The sequence below is a fragment of the Mucilaginibacter ginkgonis genome (assembly GCF_009754905.2).
GTDB classification, from domain to species: domain Bacteria; phylum Bacteroidota; class Bacteroidia; order Sphingobacteriales; family Sphingobacteriaceae; genus Mucilaginibacter; species Mucilaginibacter ginkgonis.
Map to the genome: position 1 here is coordinate 37,296 of NZ_CP066775.1, position 23,631 is coordinate 60,926.

Consider the following 23,631-nt stretch of genomic DNA (forward strand, 5'->3'; position numbering starts at 1 on the left):
CTTTTGAAACTGCTTTTTGTACCTCTTAAATAACATTAATTTTATCCATATAATGCAGTTAACTCTTTATTCGGCTTTACAGCATTGGCATTCCCGGTTTAAGATAAATGCCTAATGATTACCTTTACAAAATGAGAAGGTTATATTGCGGACATCAGCCTCGTTTTCCACAAAGCGAAAGCCTTCCTTAGTTATTACCGCATATAGTATCTTCCCACCGATACCAGTAATAACATGCGATATTTCCTCGATAGTGACACCCAATTCCATTATCTTGTTTAGCAAAATAAAACCTTGTATTAAATCTATGTTTGGAGCTTTTTGATTATAGGTATCCAATGATTGCAAACAACCAACCCAACCTTTTAAAATTAACGGACGATCATCATTGACTTCTTGTTTATAGAAAAACCTTTTTGTTACCGGAACTCTGTTAACATCCAATTTAAAGCCACCTTTGCAGTCCAGAACTCTTTTTTCATTGTAATAAAAAACAAATGATCTGAAAATTTCTTTTTGCCAGTCATAGCCACAGAATATGATATTATTTTTGAATCTATTCTCACCGTCAGTTTCAAAGAGATTTTCGAAGTAGTTGAATGCTATATCACAAATCTCATCGAGTGACAGATCTGTGGATTTAAGCTTTGATTGAATATTAACGATAATTTGCGAGAATTCTAACCCTCCAGGGTTAGCCGTTCCTGTGGTGGACAAACCAGTGAATTCGGTTAATTTAAAAAGCTTCAACCCGGTATTCATACTTTTAATTCTTCCATTGTCATTTGCTTGCGCAGTTGTACGAAAAAGTTCTTTTAGCTCAGCCGGACTAATCGCGGGTTGTTCAAAATCTTCATGAAGTGACTTTGCTTGGAGAATGGTTTCAAAATCGCTCCAAAGCAGCTGACCGCCCTGGATCATTTCCTTACTATCGGCTGTCATGACAATCCCTTGCCTAGTTTTGATCGCTGCTATTAACGTCATTGGTAAATATTATAGTTAAGTTTTATGTTATCTTAAAACAATGGCCAAACCTAATGTAAAGATAATATTCCCCATAAATTCTGCGTATATCAACTTCCGCACAGCACTGTCTTTAACCTGATTTTTCCATATGATTTAGCATTGCATTGAAAACGCTTTACCGGATCTAAAAATGCTTGATTTAAAATCCCGAGCTTCTACATAGGAATTTCACACAATGCTCTAAGTGAAAATAATCCCTAAAAAACAATATACACCGAATATCTGCCAGATCATTGGGATGCTGGTTGTAATATTTTGATCGCTGCTGGATAATAGTCACTAAATCAAGAGCCGTCAATTTGAGTGAAAATCATTTTCGGAGGTCTTTGCGCGCATAGGTCCGTCAAAGAATTAATTGTACTTAAAATCGAGGTAATCGACCTTTTCTAAAAGATTTACGATTATACGTGGGTCAACGCTCAAATAATTGCCGAATTGCGTCATCTTCATTACCTTGACCCGGCATAGCGTTGATGCGATCGCCGGGGTCATACTCATCATGGGTTTCCCTATTTTCCATGTAGTTATTAAATAAACTCTGCGTATCAATATCTGCATACTCGTAAAACTCTGTAGAAAACTGATATAGATTGCAGTCAATTAAAAAGTCATCATAATCTGCAACCACTTTATCTTCAATCGCAGCCATCACCCGCCCTTGATAATCTGAATAATAATAACCTTCATAATTGTATGTACCATCATCGACACCCGAAAAGTCTATATCATCCGTGCTATACAAATGATTGACACTGGAGCGTAATGTCGTTCGAAAATCATCGTTGGTAGACCATTTATCGTCATCAATTTCGTAGTATCCCAACTCTTCAACAATGTTTTTCAAATCACTACTGTCTTTAGCTGTTTCTACGGCGATATGGAAAAAATCCAACCAGTGTGACGTTATATATTTCTTTACCTCATCGTAATTATAAATCGTGCTTAAAACATACATCAATTCCTTATGGTCGACGTTTTTTGCGTAAGTCAGATCAAGGCCTTCAATTATTTTTAATAAATTGTCTTCTGTAATATGTGATTGAAAATAATGAAGTAAAACATAAACATGTTTAAGCTGCCCATTTAAAAGATCACCATCATTAGCAATAAGCGTCGGTAGTCGTCTCAAATATTTAGGATAGTACTCAGCAAGCTGTTCGGGTTTTAAGGCAATAGCTTTAGTCGGGGACGGTTGAAAATAGCCTGTTAATTGCCCGAAGTAACTAATAGAATTTAGAATACGCTTAACTTCAGCGCTGTTATCACGCAAATAATTGATTAAAAAATCGCCCACGGATGGATTGAGTAGCGCAAAAGTAACCTGCCCTGTTTCTGAGTCTTTTTCGCTTCGAATAAAGCCATCAAGTAATTTGCGTACTGACCGTTGAAAAGCGCCAGTTTTCAAATGGAAGCCATTAGTTTTGATTTCGTAATCATAACGATCCTCAAATGCTCTTTCTAACCACTGAGATGGAACTTTATAGGCACCAAGACTAAATAATGTTGTTAAAACAAACCGCTCCTCATCATCTAACTGATTGATAAAGGCATGGTACCATATCTGGTCAGGATTGTCGAGGCAACTAAAAATAAACTCTTCAGTTTCTGACGCTTTTATAGCCTGTAACTGGGCTGCAGAAGTTACAAACTCTATTAAACGGGGGAAATAATTTTTATGGTTGATGATTCGAAGATAATTCCTGGGCTGTAAAAAAATATCATACTGTTCGGCAGCTATACCTGAATGAAACAAATGGTTGTACAAAATCTTTGCCTTGTCAAGCTTGGAATAAGCCTTTATTTCCAATTCATACTTTGACAAATCCGCCAGTCCTGAACGATTAAAGTTTTCATACCGTGATTGGGCTTGTTTTAAAATGGTGGTTCGGGTTGTTAATACAAAATACTTATTAGGGCTTGCTTGTATCCTTTCGATAAAATTGACGATTTTTCGTTCGCTGTTCCGGGGATTCATAATCTCTGACAGATTGGAACCTAAAAAGTCATCAAAAAATATCACTTGCTTATGATCAGGGGAACGACTAAGCATATCCTCGGCATCCTTTATTTGATCATCAACGTAAATGAGCTGATGGCCTGCAGCTAACATGTCGCAAATCAGCAAGTAAGCTATTGTAGTTTTACCGATCCCAGGCTCGCCACTTATGATCAAGAAGTGATGTTGTCGTAATCTACTAACTGCTATATCAAAATTGTTAGTGGGCACATATAGGCTTGCTCTTCTGATGATTTTTTCTTCGATAAAACTAGATCTTCCACTCGCACCATTCGTTAATATTTCCTGTAATGTGTTCGTACTGGTGAGCCAAAGTTTATAAAACTTTTTTTCGACAATCGGATTATTCGCAATCATCGAATGGATTCGTTCGCGGGCATATACGTCCTGCGAATTTTTAATAAAAGGTTCCATTAATTGAACGACTTCATCGATCTGTGCCACACTTAGGTCAAGTGCAGTAGTCAATAAATAGCGTTTTGGTCGGGGAGAAAGTGCCAACATTTTTTTTTGTTCCTTAAACAGCTCCGATTTAAGTTTGGAAAAGCTGGTTCGGATATATCGCTTGGCCTGAACAATAATTTGGTTTTCTTCGGTCCCGGCATAACGCAAGTCGATACCTTTGTCAGCGCCGCTTTTAAAATTCTGGAAACTAATATTTAATTCACTTTCCAGCAGGTCTTTAGACAGTTCTTCAAATTCCTTATCGTGTAAAACTTCTAAATGATAAAAGGGCATGAAATTAATATAAGATTAAAATTACCAATCTATGGTCAAATAATCAATGACACAAAAAGGATCTTATTTTATAATTTAAAATTATTATGCCAACAAAGGGTATTCGAACATTATGTCATTTTCAGTTATCACCATTAGATTCATTAAAACGTTTATTTTATCTCAATTATAATAATGTCAATTAAACCATATGTCGAATTCTTTAATTCTAAAGGTTAATTAATGTAATTGCAAAAACAAGTTATTTCACGGATACAAGTTTACGTATCATACCATCACCTTTAGTTAATACATTTAATTCGCCGTCATTATCTTCTGCCAATCTTAGATCTATCCGCCCCGCACCGGCTACTGCGCCACGGCCAGGTAACCCTGTAGCTAATTCTCCACGCTGGTGATAAGTGTCCTCGGAAAGCTTTCGTATTTGTGTTTTTAGTTCATGGATAGGCGCGATAGTATTCGGGTCGTTGTCTGATCCTGCTGCTATAACTTCTTTAATGGGCACATACCAATACGGCCTGTTGTGATATCTCCAAAAACCAGGCAATTCCTGAGAGCAGGTAATAGTTTTCCATGGTATACAAACCCGTTGGCAATTGCATCACCACCGCCTGGCGCATGCGGATATTGGGCAGCAGCATAAGTTAATTTAATTTGGCCTTTGACAAGCGAGTCAGACAATAAAACAGGAAGTTCATCTTTCGCATGTATTGCTCCCATTACATTGATACCCTGGTTTTATAGAATAGAATCAAAGGTTGTTGAGAATTCTCGGATTGTTAAAACTTCATAACGAAGGTAAACTGGTGCTGCAAACTGTGTATTTTTACTACTTGAAAAATTTTAAATACGAGTATGCCGGAGTAGAGTTTGAATTCCGTACCGTAAATTCGATAAAACTTCAGCTTTTTCAGGTCTATTATATTGATGAAGGTCTTAAAAAGCGTTTCCATATGCAGGTCGACCAAAATGGTGACTTTTTTATCGCGATTAAAGCCAATTGTCCGGAGGTTGTTTTATCAGGTGAACAGATCTTTTCAGAAGCAATAAAAACAAACGGAACCGGCAATCTTTGAGCGGCATGCATCCTGCAGATATCAATATTCTAAATAGACTGAACGAACGAAACGTTGCAGGAAATTTGCGCGCACTCAATCTGGTTGCGCACAACAGGGTAGACTTTACTTCAAACGATTATTTGGGGTTTTCCAAATCAGAAGCGCTGCAAAATAAAATAGCCAGTGAAATGGTTCGGATTAACACTTCGAATGGAGCAACCGGCTCCAGGTTGCTTACGGGTAATTCAGCGTATGCAGAAGCATTGGAACAATCGATTGCGCAATATCATGGGTATCACTCGGCATTACATTTCAATTCCGGTTACGATGCCAATATCGGATTGTTTTCGGCGTTACCGCAACGTGGTGACACGGTTATTGCAGATGAATTTATTCATGCGTCAATTATTGACGGAATTAGATTAAGTAATGCAAACCGTTATTCTTTTAAGCATAATGATTTGGCCAGCCTGACAGATAAATTAAGAGCCGCCAAAGGCAATATATATGTTGTTGTTGAAAGCGTATATTCTATGGACGGCGATACGCCAGATCTGATCAGTATTCTTAAACTCTGCAAAGAGTACCACGCAAATCTGATTGTTGACGAAGCTCATGCAATCGGTGTATTCAAAAAGGGGATAATTAATGAACTGAACTTGCAGGATGATGTGTTTGCATGTGTCATAACCTATGGAAAAGCAATGGGCGTTCATGGAGCTGCAATTTTGGGCAGTAAATTATTGGTTGATTATCTGGTAAACTTTGCCCGTTCATTTATATACACTACTGCAGCACCACTTCATCAACTTGCATCTATTAAATGCGCCTATGAAATGCTTACCGGCGCAATTAGTGAGCGAAAGCAATTACACGCAAACATTGCTTATTTTAATTCATGTTTTGGCGATGATCAGTTGGTAACCCGAAGTGTAAGCGCTATCCAAGGAATACGAGCCGGCAGTAATCCAGATGCCAAAGCGATGTCCAACTTACTTCTAGCAAGTGGCATTGACGCCCGTCCGATCCTAAGTCCAACTGTAGCTGTTGGGGGTGAAAGGCTTAGGGTGTGCCTTCATAGTTATAACACATACAAAGAGATAAAGCTGTTAGCTGACTGCCTTAATGACCTAAAACAGTTGTAGCATTTGAGGCACCTGCAGATTGGTGCCAAGCGTCGTGTTCAATTTTTCGATAAAATAAATGCTGGCCTCGGGAGTTAATTGTTCATCGTCTATATGGACGAAAAAATAGAGATTTTCTAAACCTTGTTCTGCCCATTGCTTGATACGATTAACCCAATCATCCATTCGGGTATAGTCGCTAGGCGCCAGGTCATTACCAACAAATCTGATAAATGCATCAGTTGTTGTCAAATTCATGTGCATGCAGTCACGGCGGCCGGCGGTGTCGGATATGACAGTTCCTATTTGATGATCATACAAAAAATGCATAATATCTTCGAACACTTTTTTGTTAACGTACCAATCTTTGTGGCGTAGTTCGACACAAACTTTATGCGTTTTGGGCTGAACAGTCAGGTAATCCTTTAAATATTGAACCCCTTTAGGTGAAAAGTTGTCACTCAACTGCAGAAATAAAGGGCCTAAGTTGTCTCCAAAGACCTCCACTCCAGCATAAAATTCCTTCGTCTGCGTTTCAGCATTTTTAAGCTGTCTGACATGGCTTATTGCCTGTGGAAATTTAGGACAGAATTTAAAACCGGATTGATGTTTTGCTTTACTTGCCCATTTAGAAATTACTTTTGCTGTAAAGATTTTATAAAACGTGGGGTTAAATTCTATGGCATTGTAAATACTGACATAATGATCTAAAAATTCCCCCTCCTTAATTTTAGGGGGATAAATTTTGCCTTTCCAGCTCGCTGCGCCCCATTTTGGTGTGCCAACCCAAACGTTAAACTTTTCGGCTTTTGTGCCGGTCAATACTTTTTCGGTTGTAAACCCGTCTGCTGGTAACGTAAAATCAATGTTGGTTAAATCTTCTTCAGTGGCGCCAAACTTCATGTCTTAATTACCGTTCTATTAATGATCAAAAACAAATGTGCGAAAATTTAAGCATCGAAATATATTTAACTATGGAAAACGAAATACCATCTTTTAGCTTCAATATCCCTTTCCAGGGAAGAGATACTGATTGTGAAGTAAAGATGCACGACGGCTCTTACGACGTGTTTTTTAACGGTGACTTTGTTGCTACTGTAGCAACTAATGATAGTGATATTTGGGTGCAGATATCCGGCGAAAAGCTACCGGCCGACATTACTGAAACAATTGGTGACAAGATCGAAAGCCGATATCTCTAAAAGAGATTTATATGCCGGAAATACCTGATTTAAACATATTCGTTAAGAACCTCTCAAAAAGGCTCGTAGGCAAACGATTGTCCAACGTAGTAGTGCTGATTACTAGGCAACTTAAAGTATCCTCGGACGACCTAGCAAAAGCGCTTGAGGGACACATATTGGTAGGGATTGAGCGGGTTGGCAAAGAGCTCCATTTCAAATTTAACAATGGTACTGTTCTCGGTATCCATTTGATGTTGCATGGTACGCTCTATTGGTTCGAAGAAAAAAACGAAAATAAGTTTAGCATTGCAGAACTTCATTTCGGCAAAAATCTAGGATTAGCAATCACTGACTGGCAAAAAGCGGTTATGCTTAAACTCAACCCGGATCCTGTTAAGGTGCCCGACGCACTCGATGTTAAAGCAAAATACTTGGAGACCGCTTGTGCTAAAACCTCCCACTACATTAAGACTGTATTAACAGACGGTAAAACTGTTGGCGGTATTGGAAATGCTTATGTGGACGAGATCTTGTATGATGCCCAAATATCGCCCTTTTCAAAAGCTGACAAGCTGCCGCCAAAAGCAATAATGGCCATTGCAAAGTCTATAAAATCTGTTTTAAAAAAGGCTGAAGATCATATTGAAGGCAACTTTCCAGATACGATAAGTGAAAAGGAGCGAGATTTTCTTCAAGTACACCGGCCAAAGCAAGCCAAGACTTTATCCGGTGAGGACATATTAAAGGCCGAGATCGATAAGCGGAAAACCTATTATACGGCATCCCAGAAACTTTTTGAATAAATGTTCGGCTCTGGCACTATTTAGCCCGGTGGCTGAACTGTATAGCTTCTGCAATGGCCTCGACTTCTATGTAGGATAGATCGCCTCTATCATCATATTCCCAGTCGCTCTCATTCATGGTAATAAATCCATGACTGAGCTTACCTTCTTTGATTTCAAATACGCCTGAAGGCTCGTTTCCTTCATAGTCTGGGTGGGCATCCTGGGGTATAGCAAGGAGCTTTCGCCCGTCTATGTTTACATCAATTTCAGTGTTCATGGCAACAATTTGCTTTTGCGGTTAATATTTGATTTGGGTTCGATAGGAAACAGTCAATTCTTGTGCCGCGAATTTTTCTACATGGCTCCCGCTGAAAACATTGATAGAAAGTTAAGGTTCTTTCTTTATGAAAATTAATAAAGGACACATACTTTTAGCGGGTGCCGGGGTTGCAGCCGTCATCGTGGCGTTTTCCTCATGCGCGACCCTTCCCAAAGGTGCAGTTGCAGTAGATCATTTCGATAAAGATCGCTACCTGGGAACATGGTATGAGATAGCACGCTTCGATTTCAGGTTTGAAAAAAATCTGGATCATGTTACCGCGACCTATTCATTGAATGATGATAAGAGTATTCGGGTCGATAACAAAGGATATGATACGGTGCAAAAAAAATGGAAAGAAAGTATCGGTAAAGCCAAATTTGTCGGTTCGGACTATGAAGGCAGGTTGAAAGTATCATTTTTCGGCCCTTTTTATGCAGGTTATAACGTTATAGCAATTGACAAAGATTATAAATATGCTATGGTTGCTGGAAATAACCTGAAATACCTTTGGTTGTTATCGAGAGAACCCACAATGCCTGCAACGTATATTACCCGCTACCTAAAACAGGCAAAAAATCTCGGCTACGATGTTAGTAAGCTGGTATGGACCAATCAGGCGAGATAACAAAACATATCTCTATCCATCTTGATGACGTGACTTGAATTCCTGCATAGAGACTAAAAAATAAGATAAAGCAGCTGCAAGGCAATTTACATTCTTACCGACGAAGCGTATAGCTGCTTAAGTTTTATGTTCAGGGATTTTACTTGGCAAAATACTTGTTGATCATCGCGAGATCTTCGTCTGAAAGCTGAGGGCTCATAAACTGATCAAACTGTCCGGACGTATCCTTTTTTAAATATCCTTTGAAAAGGCCGTCAACTGATACCATGTAGCATGGCTGGTGTTCACCCGGTATTTTTTTAATGTCCAGTTGAATGTCTGCAACCTTTCCCGACAATTCACAGCTAAAATTGATTCTGTCCATCTGCTTAATCTATAATTGGGTTATTTAAGATCTGCAGTTTGCCAAATTGGAAAACTTCAATACTTGCGAAACCGAATTCTATCACCACCTTTCCTTCAATGAGGTAGCAACCTGCGCCGGTAAAAGGATATTCTGTTGTCGTATTAGGAAAATGTACTGTGTCAAAAAAATTACCTTCAACATCCAGGAAAGATCCGAACCACATCAGTTTGCCTGTCTTGGTGCGTACCGTCTTTTCACAGACATACCATCCGACCATCTTAACTTTTTGGCCAATATGATTGATCATGTCATTAGCTCCGATCTCACCCCGGTAATTCGTTTGCAGCAGTTCAAAACTGCTCATGCTAACTGGGAAGCCTAATAATTCAAGTTCATGATAAGTGTTTTCAAGCCTGGTATTCTCCAATACCGGTAAGCTGTAATTTTTTGCCTCCATCGCAAATAATTCAGGTTCATTGCTGACCCTTACTTTTGCACCCATTAAAAGATGCGCTTCCCAAAGCAATATCTTCTTGCTTTTACCGGTAAACCTAAGCGCGCCAACGCGAATCAAAATAACTACCTGCACCAGCCCTATACCTGTTCTTTTGATCAGGTCTTCAAGACTTACATAGCAGCCATTTTCCCTCCGGTCTTCCGGGATTAGGTTGATAAAGGTTTCGTTGAGTCCGTGGATACCGACAAAGCCGAGGTAGACATCGATTCCGCTAATATTGACTATACTGTCGCTGTTATTCACACAGGGTAGATGCACGCGGGCACCTGCTTTTCTGAGCTCATGAACGTAGAGGTAACGGGCGTAAAAGCCGCCGTAATTATTTAATACGGCAACCATGAATTCCCTTGGATAATACGTTTTCAGGAATAAGCTCTGGTAGCTTTCTACTGCAAAGCTTGCTGAATGCGCCTTGCTAAAGCTGTAGCCTGCAAAAGACGAAACTTGCCGCCATACTTCCGCTACAACATCATCAGGCCTGCCCAGCTTTTTGGCTTCCGAAAAAAAACGTTCGACCAGGCGGTCAAACTCTTTTTTTGAACGATACTTACCGCTCATACCACGCCTGAGGATATCAGCGTCAGTTCCGTCCATACCCGCAAAATGAATACAGATTTTGATCACATCCTCTTGGTACACCATCACGCCGTAAGTTTCCTCAAGCTGTTCTTTCATCACCGGATGCAAATAATTGACGGTTTCGGGAGCATGGTGGTATTTAATATATTCACCCATCATCCCCGAGCTGGCAACACCGGGACGGATGATCGAACTTGCCGCCACAAGGGTCAGGTAGTCCTCGCAGTCCAGTTTCCTGATTAGTTGCCGCATGGCCGGAGATTCGATATAAAAACACCCTATGGTGTCCCCGGTTTTCAGTTGTGCATTCACTTTCGGGTCTCTCATGAAAGCTTTAACCTGGTGAATATCGATCTTACGCTGATGATTATCTTCAACCAGTTTTACTGCCATTTTGATATGCCCGATGCCGCGCTGGCTTAGTATGTCGTATTTATCGAACCCTATCTTCTCTGCCTCATACATGTCCCATTGCACTGTCGGCATACCTTTGGGGGGCAGGTCCAATGCAGTATAATAAGTAATCGGCTCTTCGGTGATGAGCACGCCCCCGGCATGGATCGAACGCTGGTTAGGCATATCGGACATGCGCTCGTAAATCGCGGTGATTTTTCTAAACGTTGGATTGTTCCTGTTTTCAGCGGCTTTACGAGGATCGGTAAAGCTGTCGATTTCCGGTTTGGGCAAGCCCATTACTTTCCCGATCTCCCGGATGATACTACGGTCTTTGAAAGTCGACATCGTGCCGAGCAGCGCCGTGTGCTGGCTCCCATAGCGCTTAAAAATGTAATCCTGTACATCTTCCCGTTCATCCCATGAGTAATCGATGTCGAAGTCTGGCGGGGACGTACGCTGTGCGTTCAAAAAGCGTTCGAAATATAAATTGAGTTCGATCGGGTCGACGTCGGTTATTCTCAGGCAATAGGCAACAATGCTGTTTGCCCCTGAACCCCGGCCGACATGATAATAGCCCTGCGATGTTGAATAACGGATGATATCCCAGGTGATTAGGAAATAGGCGCAAAAGTCCAGTTCATAAATAACTTTCAGTTCATGCCGGACCTTCCGCTGTGCTTCCTTATTGTTCTTCCCGTAACGGTATTCAAGGCCACTGACAGCAAGTTTTTCCAGCAATTCCCTGTCGTTCTTTTTATTGCCTGTAAAAGTTCTGCGGTTAAGATTGATCCTTCCCCTGGGATAATCCATCACGCACCTGCCCATCAGTTCACGCGTATTATCGAGAATAAAGGCATATCTGGAATATTTAGCTTCCATTTGGCCTGGAGGAAGGAACATGTCGGTAGGAAGACATTTATCTTCAGGTTTTACAAGCGACAAAACACTGTTAAGATCTATACTTCGAAGATATTCGTGTAAGCGATATTCGACTTTGTCGAGCACAAAGACAGGTTGCAAGGCAACCAGTTTGTCTTTCAATGCTTTGAGGTCTTTTCCATAAAGCTTGTTGAGCTCATCAAAGCGTATTCCTATGTATTCGTTTGGATTTAGCTCACCAGGGTACCAAAAAGGATAAATAATGTAGGCGTTTACGAGCGATGGTGCCCGATCCGGCAACGGCTTTTTTTCCAGGTTATGTTCGGTGAGGAACTCGTTAAGTTCCCGCATACCCTCTCTGTTACGTGCAATACCGATATACAAAAGCCGTTTATCCCTCCGAAATTCAATGCCGGCAATGGGTTTGATACCCTGTTCATCACACTCCCGCATAAACTCAATCAGTCCTGTTGAATTATTGATGTCTGTAAGCGCCATTTGGGTGATACCCCTGGCTGCTGCCTCTTCGACGAGACTGGCAACGGACATAGTGCCGTACCTTAAACTGTATTGGGAATGGACGTTCAGGTACATTGCCTATAGGTTTAAATCGATGCTCGACGCCAGTTTTACTGATCCGGGTCCAAACCTTCGGCGGATTTTGTCCATAGCCTGGCACAAGCTGTATTGTTCCTCTGATTCGCTATAAAGATCGATCTGCTCGAAGCCACTGACAAGGTCAGACAAACGGACCCCCACAAGACGAATAAGCAGCCTTTTTTGGTATAGCTGTTTAAAGAGTTCCTTCGTTTTAACGATCAGCACCCTGTCCAAAGCGGTGTAAGGTACTTTTGCCTGTTTGGTCACCGTTTCGAATGTTGAATAACGTAGAGTCACGGTAATGCAGGCTGTTTGTTTTCTGTTTTGTCGTAATTCAAAGGCAAGTTCCATCACCATTGAAGTGAGCAGGTGATTAATCGTATCGACATCGATGCTGTCCTGATGAAAAGTAGATTGTGTACCTATCGTTTTTGCTTCGTGATAGGGTATAACGGGGGATTCATCAATCCCTTTGGCTTTTTGCAGTAGCCAGATACCGTTCTTACCCAAAATACTGGTCATGTATTCAGGGCTCACCTCGGAAAGCGTGTGTATTCTCCGGATACCCATGTCACTCAATTTGATGAATGTCTTTTCGCCCAGGCCTGGTATCTTACGAATGGAGAGTGGATTTAAAAAAGGTTGCACGCCGGTTTTAGCTACGCTTAGCTCGCCATTGGGTTTGCACTCATTGGTCGCCATTTTCGACACGGTTTTATTAACCGACAAACCGAATGATATCGGCAAGCCTGTCTCCCTGATCACATTTGCCCTGATCTCTTTTGCGCATTTCAAGGTGCCATAATGTTTATCCATTCCCGTCATATCGATGTAGTGCTCATCTATACTTGCTTTTTCCAAAAGCGGAACCTGCTGTTTAATGATTTCTGTGATCTCATGAGATGCTTTAGAGTATTCGTCCATATTACCCCTGATCCAGATGCCATGGGGACATAACTGCCTTGCCAGTCTTGCGGGCATTGCAGAATGCACTCCAAATTTCCTGGCCTCATAACTGCATGAAGTGACCACACCCCGATCCGATAAACTGCCGATGATCACAGGTTTCCCAGTTAGCTGGCTGTTCTTTCTTACCTCAACAGAAACAAAGAAGGCATCCTGATCCATGTGGATTATTTGACGGTCGGTACTCATGCGTAGTGTTTTTATAACATTATTTACTTTTAGAATTAACAATTTGACTCGGGTGCAGGGCGTTTCGGAAGGCGCTTCAAAACAGCCCAGAGATTTTACAACAAAACTAATGCTAAAAATATTAGTAAATAAAATCTATTTTTGATTTGTTTTATAATCGGCCTTGCCGATTGGGAACAGACTGATTTTAAAATCAATAAATTTTAATTGGCATCTGGCTAGCGCGTAATCTTAATTTCAGGTAAAACCTTTAATTTTATAAAAGTGAGAGATTTGGAACAACCGTTTGAAATTAGCTACCAAGGAAGTTCTGCTAACGTTATCGAAGCGGAAATCCGGGGCAGAAGGATTTTCCAGGTTCATTTCACGGATGGAAGAAAGCCTTTATCGGTTATTGTTGGTAGGGACAATTATGACAAGAAATTTTGGACATCGATCCCGGAAGGCAGGCAGCAGGAGGCCGAAGAAGTCGGCAGGTTAATTGCTGGGTATATCAGGAATAAAATAAAATAGAACGATGTGCTATTATAACGGGCAACGGGTCACCAGGGCCGAATATATTGAATTGAAAAGTCTGGCAAAGCCGGTGAGAAATTATGACTTTCTAAATATTGCAGTACACAATGGCTTTAACTATGCACCATGTGCCATTCTTGTTATGGCACCAGGCGGGAATGATTTTAATATCTTACAGGCCGAATGGGGATATGTACCCGGTTTTATTAAAACCAGGTCTGAAGCTAATATTTTCCGGGCAAAATATACTACGCTGAATTTCAAGTCAGAAAATCTTTTTGTCAAAGAAGATGGAAAACGTTCTATGTGGGCCGATGCTGCTAAAAACAGGCGTTGCCTAGTGTTGTCCACCGGCATTGTGGAATCGAGGCATGTTCCTAAAATCGGCAAAAAAGGACAAGAATTGAAAGAGACCATCAAGTATCCCTATCTGCTGACTATTAAAGACAAGGAATATTTCTACATGCCGGGTCTCTATAACGAATGGCTCGACCCTGAAACCAGCACTTTTGTAAATACTGTTGCATTTGGTATTACCGATGCAAATATGGTGATGGCACAGATACATAATTCTAAAAAGAGGATGCCGACAATTTTGACAGAAGATTTAGCTTGGGAATGGCTAATGGAAAAACCTGACAAGGAACGATTGTCTCATATCGCACGTACGCAAATTCCTTCCAGATTAATGGAGTTTTGTACGATCGACAAAAGTTACAGGACAACATTAAATGCAGAACCCGCTAACTATGCGGATCTTACCCAGATAGAGACAACTTCTATTGACACAGAACAACTATCTTACGATAATTGGTTGGAATTTGACGTTATATAATACTGATCGTTTAATGGAAAAATGACGTACATCGTCTTTCGAAATAAGTTTCAAGAAACTTCTCAAGAAAGTGTGTAAATGATTTCTATTTTTTGGGGATACAAATAAACCGGACGAAAGCGATATTATATATGGACTTGACACAGATGTTCGAAGCTCAATAAGCAAATCACCTGTACAACCTACCGCCCTTATGATCAAGGGATAAGACTAAAAGTCTATCAAAAGCTTCTCTAACTGATTTCCTTGGTAATATTAAGCTATAGGCAATTTGCATGTTTAGGATATACTGCAATTATGTCTTTTAAAAACTCCTGCCCACGTTTATATTTGCTTAATGACTGATACTAAGAATCTTAATTTAAAACAGCGTTAAGTTAAAATGCCTCAAAGATTAACTAATTTGAAGTATGCGTCACGCATAGTCTGTCTTGCAGCCGTAGTTGCATCAACTTTTCATTTAAGCACTTTAGGAAACATAACTATTGCATCTATTGTAGGCAATACTGTAATTGTAGGTTTAAGTATTATTGCTGCGTTTATAGCGTTCAGATCAAAGGAATCACAAGGGCGATATTTATATGCTTTATTCATCGCATTCTACATTTTGAACGCCGGTTGGCTATATAACACCATAGTATTAAAGTGGCTCCGCATAGTGCTATACAATCTCGAGGCTGCGTTCACAGGAGTTTTATATGTTCTGGCTAATCAACACTTTCCTCAGCAAACAACTTTAGAAGATGTAAAAGAGAAAATCGGGTTCAGGCCTTTGCGTTCTTATCTGTTGTTTCTTCTAAAACGTGGAAATTTATGGAAGTATGCATTTCTGTTTTTGTTTATAGTGGGCAGTACATTGCAAGTTTTGCATATTTCGCCTTTAGGAATGAATGTTTGTATTATCTTAACTGGATTATGTTATATATACATAAGCTATAACGGTTACGCTATTAGTAGCAGGAACAGTTTACTTTGGTTATTCTGGGGAGTATTGAGTTACGTGATACTTATATTGTTAGCGGCTATTGTAAGTGTTTTTCTTCCGTTACATACTTCCTTATTTTATCCTGTAATATCTATTTGTAAGAGCTTAGTGTTATTTATAATGGTGTTTATGAGTGTGTTCTTTGCGGACACCTTCGATACAGGTTTTATTATCAAACGTACCGTTGTAGATGGTTCTTTATTCATTTTAGTAGTATTAATCTATAATGTAGCTGAACATTATTTGCTTCATGTCATCAATGAACATTTTGAAATCAATAATACGTTTACTGCGTCTTTGCTATCTGGCATTTTGGTGCTTACGATTTCACCACTACACCATAAAATGGAAGTGTATCTTAATTCCAAATTTAAGAAAAACACAAACCACTAATTCACCTGTGGAAACTGCTGTAAGGGATCTAAAAGTGGTAACATTAATATCTTTAATGCCTCGCTCTTTTCTTCAAAACGCCACCTGCTGCCTCTTTAATTGTGCTTGTAAAAATGAATGCCTTTGGGTCTATTTCATTTACTAAGTTTCTCAATTTACGAACTTCCAGTCGGGTGACCACGGTAAAAACAATATCAGCAGGTTGACTTACATCGAAACTATTTTTTAAGAAACCACGTTCGCCCTTATAAATGGTTATGCCCCTGCCAAGCTCCATAACCAAAGCTTTTTTTACCAATTCGCTTTCACCGGATATAATCGTTACTCCGGTATATTCTTCAAGGCCTTCAATTACAAAACTTATTGTTTTCGAAGCAGCATAATAAGTAAGTATAGAATATAATGCTGTAGGAAGTCCCAATTTAACGGCTGCTATTAAAAAAATAACAATGTTTATCCCTAATATAATTTCGCTAATGGTAAAACTAATGCGTTTGCCCGTATACAATGCCAAAACCTCAATGCCGTCAAGTGCGCATCCACCCCTTATTGCCAGTCCAACACCTATACCCATAAATACCCCGCCAAATATGGATACGAGAAGTTTATCCGATGTGATATGAGGATAAGGTACAAAGTGTAAACATAGACCTAGCGCAATGACAGCGGCCAAGGTTTTAAAAGCAAAAGATTTATCAACCTGGAAAGCTCCCATAATGATGAAAGGAATATTTACCAATACGATAACATAAGCGATGTCGAACTCATAAAGTTCATGTAGCATCAGCGAAATACCGGTTACACCTCCGTCAAAAAATTGATTTGGAACCAAAAATCCTTTTAGGGCAAAACCGCAAAAAAGAATACCAATGCTGGTATATAAAATATCTGCCAGCCATTGCGGTAAATGTAAGTTTTTCATAAACTTCAGGAACTACGAAATTTTAGATTTCACTTGTTGCAAATGTTGATGTTTTTTTTCTTGCCTTAATGCAATAGCAGATTTGGTAAAATAATTATGGTTCTCTAGAAATTTGACCTGCAATTTATTCCAGTCGTTTTCATTGTCTAAAAAACCGAAAACACAAAGTTCATTGTATAATTTATCACCAATTGTAAAAAAATCATCGCGGCCAAGATAGTCCAGATCTGCATCTGCCAATATTTCCTCGAGATGAGTTTTCGGTGATTGCGGAATTTTGGTGGCCATGATCATTCCACAGATCTTGTCAATTTCAGCTTCACTGTAATCAAACATAGGCAATGCTTCTCTAGCAATGCGGCAGGATTCTTCTTCATGATCTTTAGCCCCTTTTAAAAACCCAGAATCGTGATACCAGGCAGCTGTTAAAAGTAGTTTCATATCAGCGACAGAAATGCATTCATCAATACCAATTTTCTCCGCCGAATTATAAACATCTTGTATATGTTCAACGCTGTGATAAGATAAATGCCTTGGAAGTTCTTTGCTTAACTTCTTGATAATGAATTTACCTGCCTTCTTAAATTTCATACTACCTATAAAATTAAAATTCTAATATATTAATATCTGTATTAAAAAATCGAGAAACCTACATTTCAGTTTTGAAAAATAATGGTTATTATTGGTAATCACTTTCAATCTTATTATCGACAGTGAGCAACCAACCTTGTTATATTTATGGATGAGAGAAATTTTAAAATCTCAAAAGCCTTTCCATTTGGAAATGATCTGATTATACTAGGTTTATTATTCATTTCGCAACTATTAGTAGCGAATGTCAAAGCAGCAGACAAAACAATTCCTGAATACCACCCTCACAAAATACCTGCTAGTGGTATTTCGCTTGTCAATTGGAGATTTCATGAGGGTAGTGATATCCGCTGGTCAAAAGAAAAATTTGACGATAGCGAATAGCCGATTTTGGACCTAAGTATAGACATCACTCAATTTGAAAAGCTAAAAAAGTCCGGAACAGGCTGGGGAAGACTTCACCTGAAGATTGACAGTTCAGCTACCAGTTGGCCTATGGCCGCAAATATATTAGGAATGGCGGCCTCAGAAATTTACGTAAACGGGAAATTGGTAAAGCAAAATGGTTTTATAGCAAAAAATTCAAATGAAACATCTGCCACCAATACGACGGAAATAATAGCCCTCAATCTAAAGCCCGGAGTTGATAACGTGATTGCAGTTAAGTTAGGCTACGTAGGGGGAATACCTTATTTATCACCGAATTTTACCCCCTTACCAACTTTTACTTTTACATTAAATTCTTATCAAAATGCAATAATCAGTCAGCGGTCCGAGAATTCTTCAGCTAAGAATAGTCTGATAACGATAGCGATCATTATAGGGGTTTTCCTGATACTCGCCACTGAGCACATGATTAATGCATCATTGGCGCAATATAAGCTGGTATATTTTTATTACGCCCTGTTTTGTGTGTTGTTTGCCATCAGCCTGCTGATCTGGGCATTCTCTCCAACAATGGACAATATTCGTATTTTCATGTGGGGAGTCTTTTCTGTTTCCATCTTATTTATCATCATCTATCTTTTTTTGATTCTGACAGTTTATGCATTGTTCGACTTTCAAAACCGGATGATATTTTATTCGCTTTGTATTGTAGGTCTCGGTGGTATTATAAGTGAATATTACAGCGAGATTGCAGCATACATCTTCTGCAGTAATATTTTCCCTATACTCTGCCTTATCGAAAGTGCCCGAATAGCGATATGGGCTGTAAAGCATAAAAAAAAGGACGCCACTCTAATCCTTACCGGCATTTCCTTATGTATGGTGTTTAATACGTGGTCAGTATTCTTAGACCAAGGAACGACTCTCGCAGTCGTCGTTTTTAATTTATCTTTTTTAAGCTTTCCGATTGGCATGTCCTTTTACCTTGCTTTCCAGATGGCGCAAAACAACAGAACGCTTAAGTCTACCTTAATAGAAGTAGAAAGTCTTTCCGCTCAAACCATTGCCCAGGAACAGGAGAAGCAACATATTTTAACAAATCAGAAGGCTATGTTAGAGGCTGAAGTGATGGAGCGAACGCGCGAACTTAATCAGTCACTGGAAAGGTCTGACTCCCTGCTTAAAAATATACTCCCCGCAGATATAGCTGAAGAATTAAAAACAAGTGGCGGGTCTGAAGCCCGTTTATTCGATGAAGTAACGGTGCTATTTACAGACTTTGTAAACTTCACCACAATTAGCGAATGGCTATCACCAAAAGAGTTGGTAAATGAATTACATTATTGTTTTAAAGCATTTGATGAAATCATGTCCAGATATGGTATTGAGAAAATAAAAACAATTGGAGATGCTTACTTGGCTGTTGCCGGTCTTCCTAATCCTGATAGTAAACATGCTTCGAACGCGATAAATGCAGCAATTGAAGTAGCAGCATTTATTAGCAAGCGAAAACAACAATTGGGTGATAAGACATTTGATGTTCGTATTGGTGTGCATAGTGGTAGCGTCGTTGCTGGAATAGTAGGTGTTAAAAAATTTGCCTATGACATTTGGGGCGACACGGTCAATACCGCTGCGCGTATGGAACAAAATAGTGAGCCAGGGAAAATTAATGTATCTGAAAAAACTTATGCACTAGTAAAAGACACGTTTAGCTTTACTTACCGTGGCGAGATAGCCGCTAAGAATAAAGGGAATTTAAAAATGTATTTTGCAAATGGTATATAAATCGCTAAATGAGATGTAAAAAGCGTTTCCGAGATGAAAAAACTATCGCTAATTTTTCTATTGCTATTTGTAACTAGGCTAACCATTGCTGCTACAAAATCAGACTCCGTTTTGCAGATTAAGCAAATACCGGAATTTGGTCTGGGACTACTTCAGTGGAAGCAGATTTCTGCAGACAAGCCTGAATACGCAGCCCCAACTTATAATGATTCTCAATGGAAGCTGATAAACCCGTACCTGCCCTTATCAATGCTTCCACCGGGAATACTAAACCATGTTGGCTGGATTCGCTTTAAATTTCGCTTATCGCCCCAATTGACACACAGCACCGCATTGTATATTTATAATCCTGCTTCAGCTATCGAAATATACTTAAATGGAAAGCTTATAGAACGACGTGGTATAATTAACTTGAATGACAATAGTGGTCAGTCCGTATTTGATGTAAGACCCCTAGGTATACCTGTAACAGGTGATAGCGTTCAGACACTTGCTATCAGATATGCACGCGATAAGTTTTTTAACAATTTTAATGAAACTGGGTATCAGGGTATTGCTGCAGTTGTTATATGTACACTACCAGAAATCAACAATAGAATTTATAGTAACATACTTCATCTCTCTTATATTGATGGTATTTGTATAGGCATCCTGACCTTGCTCACAATCTTTCACTTCCTCTTATTTTACTTTGACCGATCTGACTTCGCCAATATTCATTTTGCTGGATTAACACTATGTTACCTTGCCAGTTATATCGTGAACGGTACACCATTTGTCACCATTAACAGTACTGGGTACTTAATTATTGGTGTTATTTCAAACTTGGCTGCAATAGCCAGTTATTTTCAATTTAAGGCAGTTAGTTACTTATTTAATCTCAATTACAAAAAAATTGGTTGGTTGATACTTGTATTAAATTTGCTTTTAGCAATTGTTGCTATATTTTCTAACACTCCCGCAGTATATACTTCATTTCTGATGTTATTTACCTCATTTCCAAGCGTTTTTTTAGTTTTCAAAGCAGCGCTATTAAAAATAAGAGGAGCTATAATAATCGGTATCGGGTTTTTAATTTCATTTGTCAGTTTATTTATTTACACCACCTACTTAAATGTCGATGGGGTTAGAGTAAATCGTTTTATATATGATATTTCTATCGCCGGAATCACACTTGGTATATCTTTAAGCATTTCTTTTTGTTTAAGTAAAACTTTTGCTCAAAAAAGCCGACTGCTGGTATTCAAACTAAAAGAGGTTGAAAAACTTTCACAAGAAAAACAGGACATACTTACCCATCAGAAAGCTAAGTTGGAAATTGAAGTGGCTGAGCGGACAATAGAACTTAACAGATCACTGACTAGATCTGACAACCTACTTCTCAATATACTCCCTGCAGATGTCGCTGAGGAATTGAAAGAAAAAGGTAGCGCTGATGCGCGATCCTTTGATGAGGTTTCCGTGCTTTTCACTGACTTTGTAAACTTTACTGCCATTGGAGAAATGCTTGGCCCGAAGCAACTGGTAGATGAATTGCACCAGTGTTTTAAAGCCTTTGACGATATTATGGTCAAGCATCAAATGGAAAAGATCAAAACTATAGGTGATGCCTACCTTGCTGTTTCGGGACTACCTAACGCCGATTTATATCACGCTAAAAATGCAATTAAGGCGGGCTTAGAGATAATATCCTTTGTTAAACAAAGACGAGACTTAGTCGGAGACAAGACATTTGATGTTCGTGTCGGCGTACACAGTGGTCCAGTGGTAGCAGGTATTGTCGGTGTAAAAAAGTTTGCATATGATATTTGGGGCGATACGGTAAATACCGCTGCGCGTATGGAGCAAAATAGTGTCCCTGGAAAAATTAATGTTTCAGAAAGGACCTATGACCTAGTTAAAGACCAATTCGTTTTTAATTACCGTGGAGAGATTGATGCAAAAAATAAAGGAGCTTTGAAGATGTATTTTGCAGAAAGAGAAATATGAGGATTTTATATTTTCTTTTGCTGATAATATACACCTTTAGCGCTACAGGAGAAGCCCCCAAATTCCATGCTAACAATTACCAAAAAAAGACCCTAGCAGGGATTATGTCCATGCCTGATGACAGCAATAAATTAAGGGCTTATTTTACTTATGCGGATGTTTCACCCTTTTTAGGAAGTAATCACGCGATGTTGGTCGAGACATCTTCCAAAATGAAGACTTTGGCTAAAAAGTTACATTTGCCTGAATATGAATTGGAATACTATCTGTTCATCAATCATTATCACAGCCGAATAAATGATTACGCAAAAGCGTCTGACGATATTAATAAAGCGCTGGAGTTATCTAGAAAATTGGGTGATAAGGTTGCTACAATTCATGCATTAATTCATAAGGCAGGTTCTTATGTATTTTTAGTTGAATATAATAAAGCTCTAGAAACTTATAATCAAGCGCTAAATATAGCAAGGCAAATAAAAAACAAGGAATTAAGAAATGATAGAATTGGCGATGTTTTGACGCGTATAGCCAAAGTTTATTCAGATAATTTAAAAAAATACGATATCGCTTTAAATTATGACAATCAAGCTGAAACAATATTAAAGGGAGAGGCGGAAGACTTTCAATTGGGATTAGCCTACGCACAACTTGCTAAAGACAATATGTATTTACAGCGTTACCTTGAGGCATATATCTATGCCTCATTGTTTCTCAAAACAAAGGCCACATTTAATTACTTTGTAAACAGTGAAATTTATAACACATTAGGTAAAATTTATGCAAACGCTCCTGATAATGTCCTCGTAAAAATTGGCGTTGAGCCGAAAGAAAGATTTATAAAGGCTATCGCATCAATCGATAAATCTATTCAACTGTCAGAGCAAGCTGATGGATATTTGCCAAATATCAGCCAGGGGCTAAAAGATCTGAGTGAAATTTATGGTGCACAAAAAGATTATAAAAAGGCTTACTTAAATTATAAGCAATATATTATAGACCGGGATAGCCTTGAAAATCAGAATGTCGTGAGACGAATGTTAGAGACTCAACTAAACAATGATTTTCAAAAGCAAACCGATTCTTTAAAATTTAGACAACGTTTAACATCTTCTGAACTGCGTGTTAAGAAAATTCAAAGCTATTATTTTGCCGGAGGGATTTTTGTCCTGTTGATATTGTCGTTTTTTGTATATCGAAACTACCGGAAAGCGGCTTATAATAACAAACGTTCGGATAACTTGCTATTAAATATTCTTCCTGCTGATGTTGCCGAGGAATTAAAAACAAGTGGCGGCTCAGAAGCACGTTTATTTGATGAGGTTACCGTACTATTTACAGACTTTGTCAACTTTACGGGAATTAGTGAGACACTTACTCCAAAAGAATTGGTAAACGAGTTACATTACTGCTTTAAAGCATTTGATGAAATCATCACCAACCACAAAATTGAAAAAATCAAAACAATTGGAGACGCTTATCTTGCAGTCGCGGGACTTCCAATAGCGGACGTTGAACATGCAGATAACGCGGTTCTCGCTGCGATTGAAATAAGTCAGTTCATAGAAAATCGCAAAGCACAGCTTGGCGATAGAACCTTCGATATCCGGATAGGCATTCATAGTGGCAGTGTTGTAGCCGGAATTGTAGGCGTTAAAAAGTTTGCATATGATATTTGGGGCGACACTGTAAATACAGCTGCTCGAATGGAACAAAATAGCGTTCCGGGAAAAATTAACATATCAGAAAAAACCTACGACTTGATAAAAACAAGATTTAATTGTCAGTACAGAGGGGAAATTGATGCGAAGAACAAAGGAAAATTGAAAATGTATTTTGTGGGCGAAATTTCAAAGCCAAATATCACATCAGCTTAG

At 39.1% G+C, this 23,631-nt stretch carries 23 protein-coding genes; 12 read left to right on the forward strand and 11 right to left on the reverse strand.

Translation table 11 applies throughout. The features are described 5' to 3' along the window. Positions 1 to 111: 111 nt before the first annotated feature. The 4 genes from GO620_RS00190 to GO620_RS00205 all read right to left on the reverse strand — a co-directional run bounded on the left by GO620_RS00190 (position 112) and on the right by GO620_RS00205 (position 4,422). A complete protein-coding gene (locus GO620_RS00190; RefSeq protein ID WP_157523386.1) occupies positions 112 to 984 on the reverse strand; it encodes a hypothetical protein in 873 nt (290 codons plus the stop codon). Between the two features lie 454 nt (positions 985 to 1,438). Further along, complete coding sequence (locus tag GO620_RS00195) at positions 1,439 to 3,781, reverse strand: nSTAND3 domain-containing NTPase (protein ID WP_157523385.1); 2,343 nt, start codon at positions 3,779 to 3,781, stop codon at positions 1,439 to 1,441. 241 nt (positions 3,782 to 4,022) lie between these two features. Further along, complete coding sequence (locus GO620_RS00200; protein WP_157523384.1) at positions 4,023 to 4,286, reverse strand: hypothetical protein; 264 nt, start codon at positions 4,284 to 4,286, stop codon at positions 4,023 to 4,025. Further along, on the reverse strand, positions 4,276 to 4,422 hold the full coding sequence (locus GO620_RS00205; protein ID WP_157523383.1) for a hypothetical protein: 147 nt from the start codon (positions 4,420 to 4,422) through the stop codon (positions 4,276 to 4,278). The genes GO620_RS00200 and GO620_RS00205 overlap by 11 nt, the downstream gene beginning before the upstream one ends. A 120-nt stretch (positions 4,423 to 4,542) precedes the next feature. Here GO620_RS00205 and GO620_RS00210 point away from each other — a divergent pair, with 120 nt between their 5' ends. Beyond that, positions 4,543 to 4,857, forward strand: coding sequence for a hypothetical protein (locus GO620_RS00210; protein ID WP_157523382.1), 315 nt, complete (start codon positions 4,543 to 4,545; stop codon positions 4,855 to 4,857). Positions 4,858 to 4,862: 5 nt separating this feature from the next. Further along, positions 4,863 to 5,984 (forward strand): aminotransferase class I/II-fold pyridoxal phosphate-dependent enzyme, encoded by a 1,122-nt coding sequence (locus GO620_RS00215; protein ID WP_157523381.1) that lies wholly within the window; start codon positions 4,863 to 4,865, stop codon positions 5,982 to 5,984. Here GO620_RS00215 and GO620_RS00220 read toward each other — a convergent pair. Beyond that, on the reverse strand, positions 5,970 to 6,866 hold the full coding sequence (locus GO620_RS00220; protein WP_157523380.1) for a DUF72 domain-containing protein: 897 nt from the start codon (positions 6,864 to 6,866) through the stop codon (positions 5,970 to 5,972). The genes GO620_RS00215 and GO620_RS00220 overlap by 15 nt on opposite strands. A 71-nt stretch (positions 6,867 to 6,937) precedes the next feature. Here GO620_RS00220 and GO620_RS00225 point away from each other — a divergent pair, with 71 nt between their 5' ends. Next, the gene (locus tag GO620_RS00225) at positions 6,938 to 7,165 is read left to right on the forward strand and encodes a hypothetical protein (RefSeq protein ID WP_157523379.1); all 228 of its coding nucleotides are present in this window, start codon (positions 6,938 to 6,940) and stop codon (positions 7,163 to 7,165) included. An 11-nt stretch (positions 7,166 to 7,176) separates the two neighbouring features. Then, a complete protein-coding gene (locus tag GO620_RS00230; RefSeq protein WP_157523378.1) occupies positions 7,177 to 7,950 on the forward strand; it encodes a DNA-formamidopyrimidine glycosylase family protein in 774 nt (257 codons plus the stop codon). A gap of 16 nt (positions 7,951 to 7,966) precedes the next feature. On the opposite strand, the gene GO620_RS00235 is transcribed toward GO620_RS00230, so the two are convergent. Continuing rightward, the gene (locus tag GO620_RS00235) at positions 7,967 to 8,209 is read right to left on the reverse strand and encodes a hypothetical protein (RefSeq protein WP_157523377.1); all 243 of its coding nucleotides are present in this window, start codon (positions 8,207 to 8,209) and stop codon (positions 7,967 to 7,969) included. A gap of 127 nt (positions 8,210 to 8,336) precedes the next feature. Between GO620_RS00235 and GO620_RS00240 the strand changes: the two genes are divergently transcribed. Continuing rightward, on the forward strand, positions 8,337 to 8,879 hold the full coding sequence (locus GO620_RS00240; RefSeq protein ID WP_157523376.1) for a lipocalin family protein: 543 nt from the start codon (positions 8,337 to 8,339) through the stop codon (positions 8,877 to 8,879). Positions 8,880 to 9,018: 139 nt separating this feature from the next. Here GO620_RS00240 and GO620_RS00245 read toward each other — a convergent pair whose 3' ends face one another. Genes GO620_RS00245 through dinB form a run of 3 tightly spaced genes read right to left on the reverse strand, consistent with a single transcriptional unit; the run spans position 9,019 to position 13,351 of the window. Continuing rightward, positions 9,019 to 9,243 (reverse strand): hypothetical protein, encoded by a 225-nt coding sequence (locus GO620_RS00245; RefSeq protein WP_157523375.1) that lies wholly within the window; start codon positions 9,241 to 9,243, stop codon positions 9,019 to 9,021. Positions 9,244 to 9,247: 4 nt separating this feature from the next. Next, positions 9,248 to 12,145 (reverse strand): DNA polymerase III subunit alpha, encoded by a 2,898-nt coding sequence (dnaE, locus tag GO620_RS00250; RefSeq protein ID WP_244139438.1) that lies wholly within the window; start codon positions 12,143 to 12,145, stop codon positions 9,248 to 9,250. 48 nt (positions 12,146 to 12,193) lie between these two features. Beyond that, on the reverse strand, positions 12,194 to 13,351 hold the full coding sequence (dinB, locus tag GO620_RS00255; RefSeq protein WP_157523373.1) for a DNA polymerase IV: 1,158 nt from the start codon (positions 13,349 to 13,351) through the stop codon (positions 12,194 to 12,196). Positions 13,352 to 13,615: 264 nt separating this feature from the next. On the opposite strand from dinB, the gene GO620_RS00260 reads away from it, so the two are divergent. The 3 genes from GO620_RS00260 to GO620_RS00270 all read left to right on the forward strand — a co-directional run bounded on the left by GO620_RS00260 (position 13,616) and on the right by GO620_RS00270 (position 16,080). After that, positions 13,616 to 13,864, forward strand: a complete 249-nt coding sequence (locus GO620_RS00260) for a hypothetical protein (protein ID WP_200230441.1) — start codon at positions 13,616 to 13,618, stop codon at positions 13,862 to 13,864. A 52-nt stretch (positions 13,865 to 13,916) separates the two neighbouring features. Further along, positions 13,917 to 14,702, forward strand: a complete 786-nt coding sequence (locus tag GO620_RS00265; protein ID WP_198173499.1) for an SOS response-associated peptidase — start codon at positions 13,917 to 13,919, stop codon at positions 14,700 to 14,702. 382 nt (positions 14,703 to 15,084) lie between these two features. Next, entirely contained in the window at positions 15,085 to 16,080 is a 996-nt protein-coding gene (locus GO620_RS00270; protein WP_157523370.1) for a hypothetical protein, read from the forward strand. Positions 16,081 to 16,132: 52 nt separating this feature from the next. On the opposite strand, the gene GO620_RS00275 is transcribed toward GO620_RS00270, so the two are convergent. Both GO620_RS00275 and GO620_RS00280 read right to left on the reverse strand, forming a co-directional pair. After that, entirely contained in the window at positions 16,133 to 17,002 is an 870-nt protein-coding gene (locus tag GO620_RS00275; RefSeq protein WP_157523369.1) for a YitT family protein, read from the reverse strand. 12 nt (positions 17,003 to 17,014) lie between these two features. Next, positions 17,015 to 17,593, reverse strand: a complete 579-nt coding sequence (locus GO620_RS00280; RefSeq protein WP_157523368.1) for an HD domain-containing protein — start codon at positions 17,591 to 17,593, stop codon at positions 17,015 to 17,017. Positions 17,594 to 17,740: 147 nt separating this feature from the next. On the opposite strand from GO620_RS00280, the gene GO620_RS00285 reads away from it, so the two are divergent. Genes GO620_RS00285 through GO620_RS00300 form a run of 4 tightly spaced genes read left to right on the forward strand, consistent with a single transcriptional unit; the run spans position 17,741 to position 23,631 of the window. Continuing rightward, positions 17,741 to 17,977 carry a hypothetical protein gene (locus GO620_RS00285; protein WP_157523367.1) on the forward strand — a complete coding sequence of 79 codons (237 nt, stop codon included), beginning with the start codon at positions 17,741 to 17,743 and terminating at the stop codon, positions 17,975 to 17,977. A gap of 6 nt (positions 17,978 to 17,983) precedes the next feature. Continuing rightward, positions 17,984 to 19,768 (forward strand): adenylate/guanylate cyclase domain-containing protein, encoded by a 1,785-nt coding sequence (locus GO620_RS00290; protein WP_157523366.1) that lies wholly within the window; start codon positions 17,984 to 17,986, stop codon positions 19,766 to 19,768. 33 nt (positions 19,769 to 19,801) lie between these two features. Continuing rightward, positions 19,802 to 21,757, forward strand: coding sequence for an adenylate/guanylate cyclase domain-containing protein (locus GO620_RS00295; RefSeq protein ID WP_157523365.1), 1,956 nt, complete (start codon positions 19,802 to 19,804; stop codon positions 21,755 to 21,757). Then, a complete protein-coding gene (locus tag GO620_RS00300) occupies positions 21,754 to 23,631 on the forward strand; it encodes an adenylate/guanylate cyclase domain-containing protein (RefSeq protein ID WP_157523364.1) in 1,878 nt (625 codons plus the stop codon). Before GO620_RS00295 ends, GO620_RS00300 begins: the two co-directional genes overlap by 4 nt.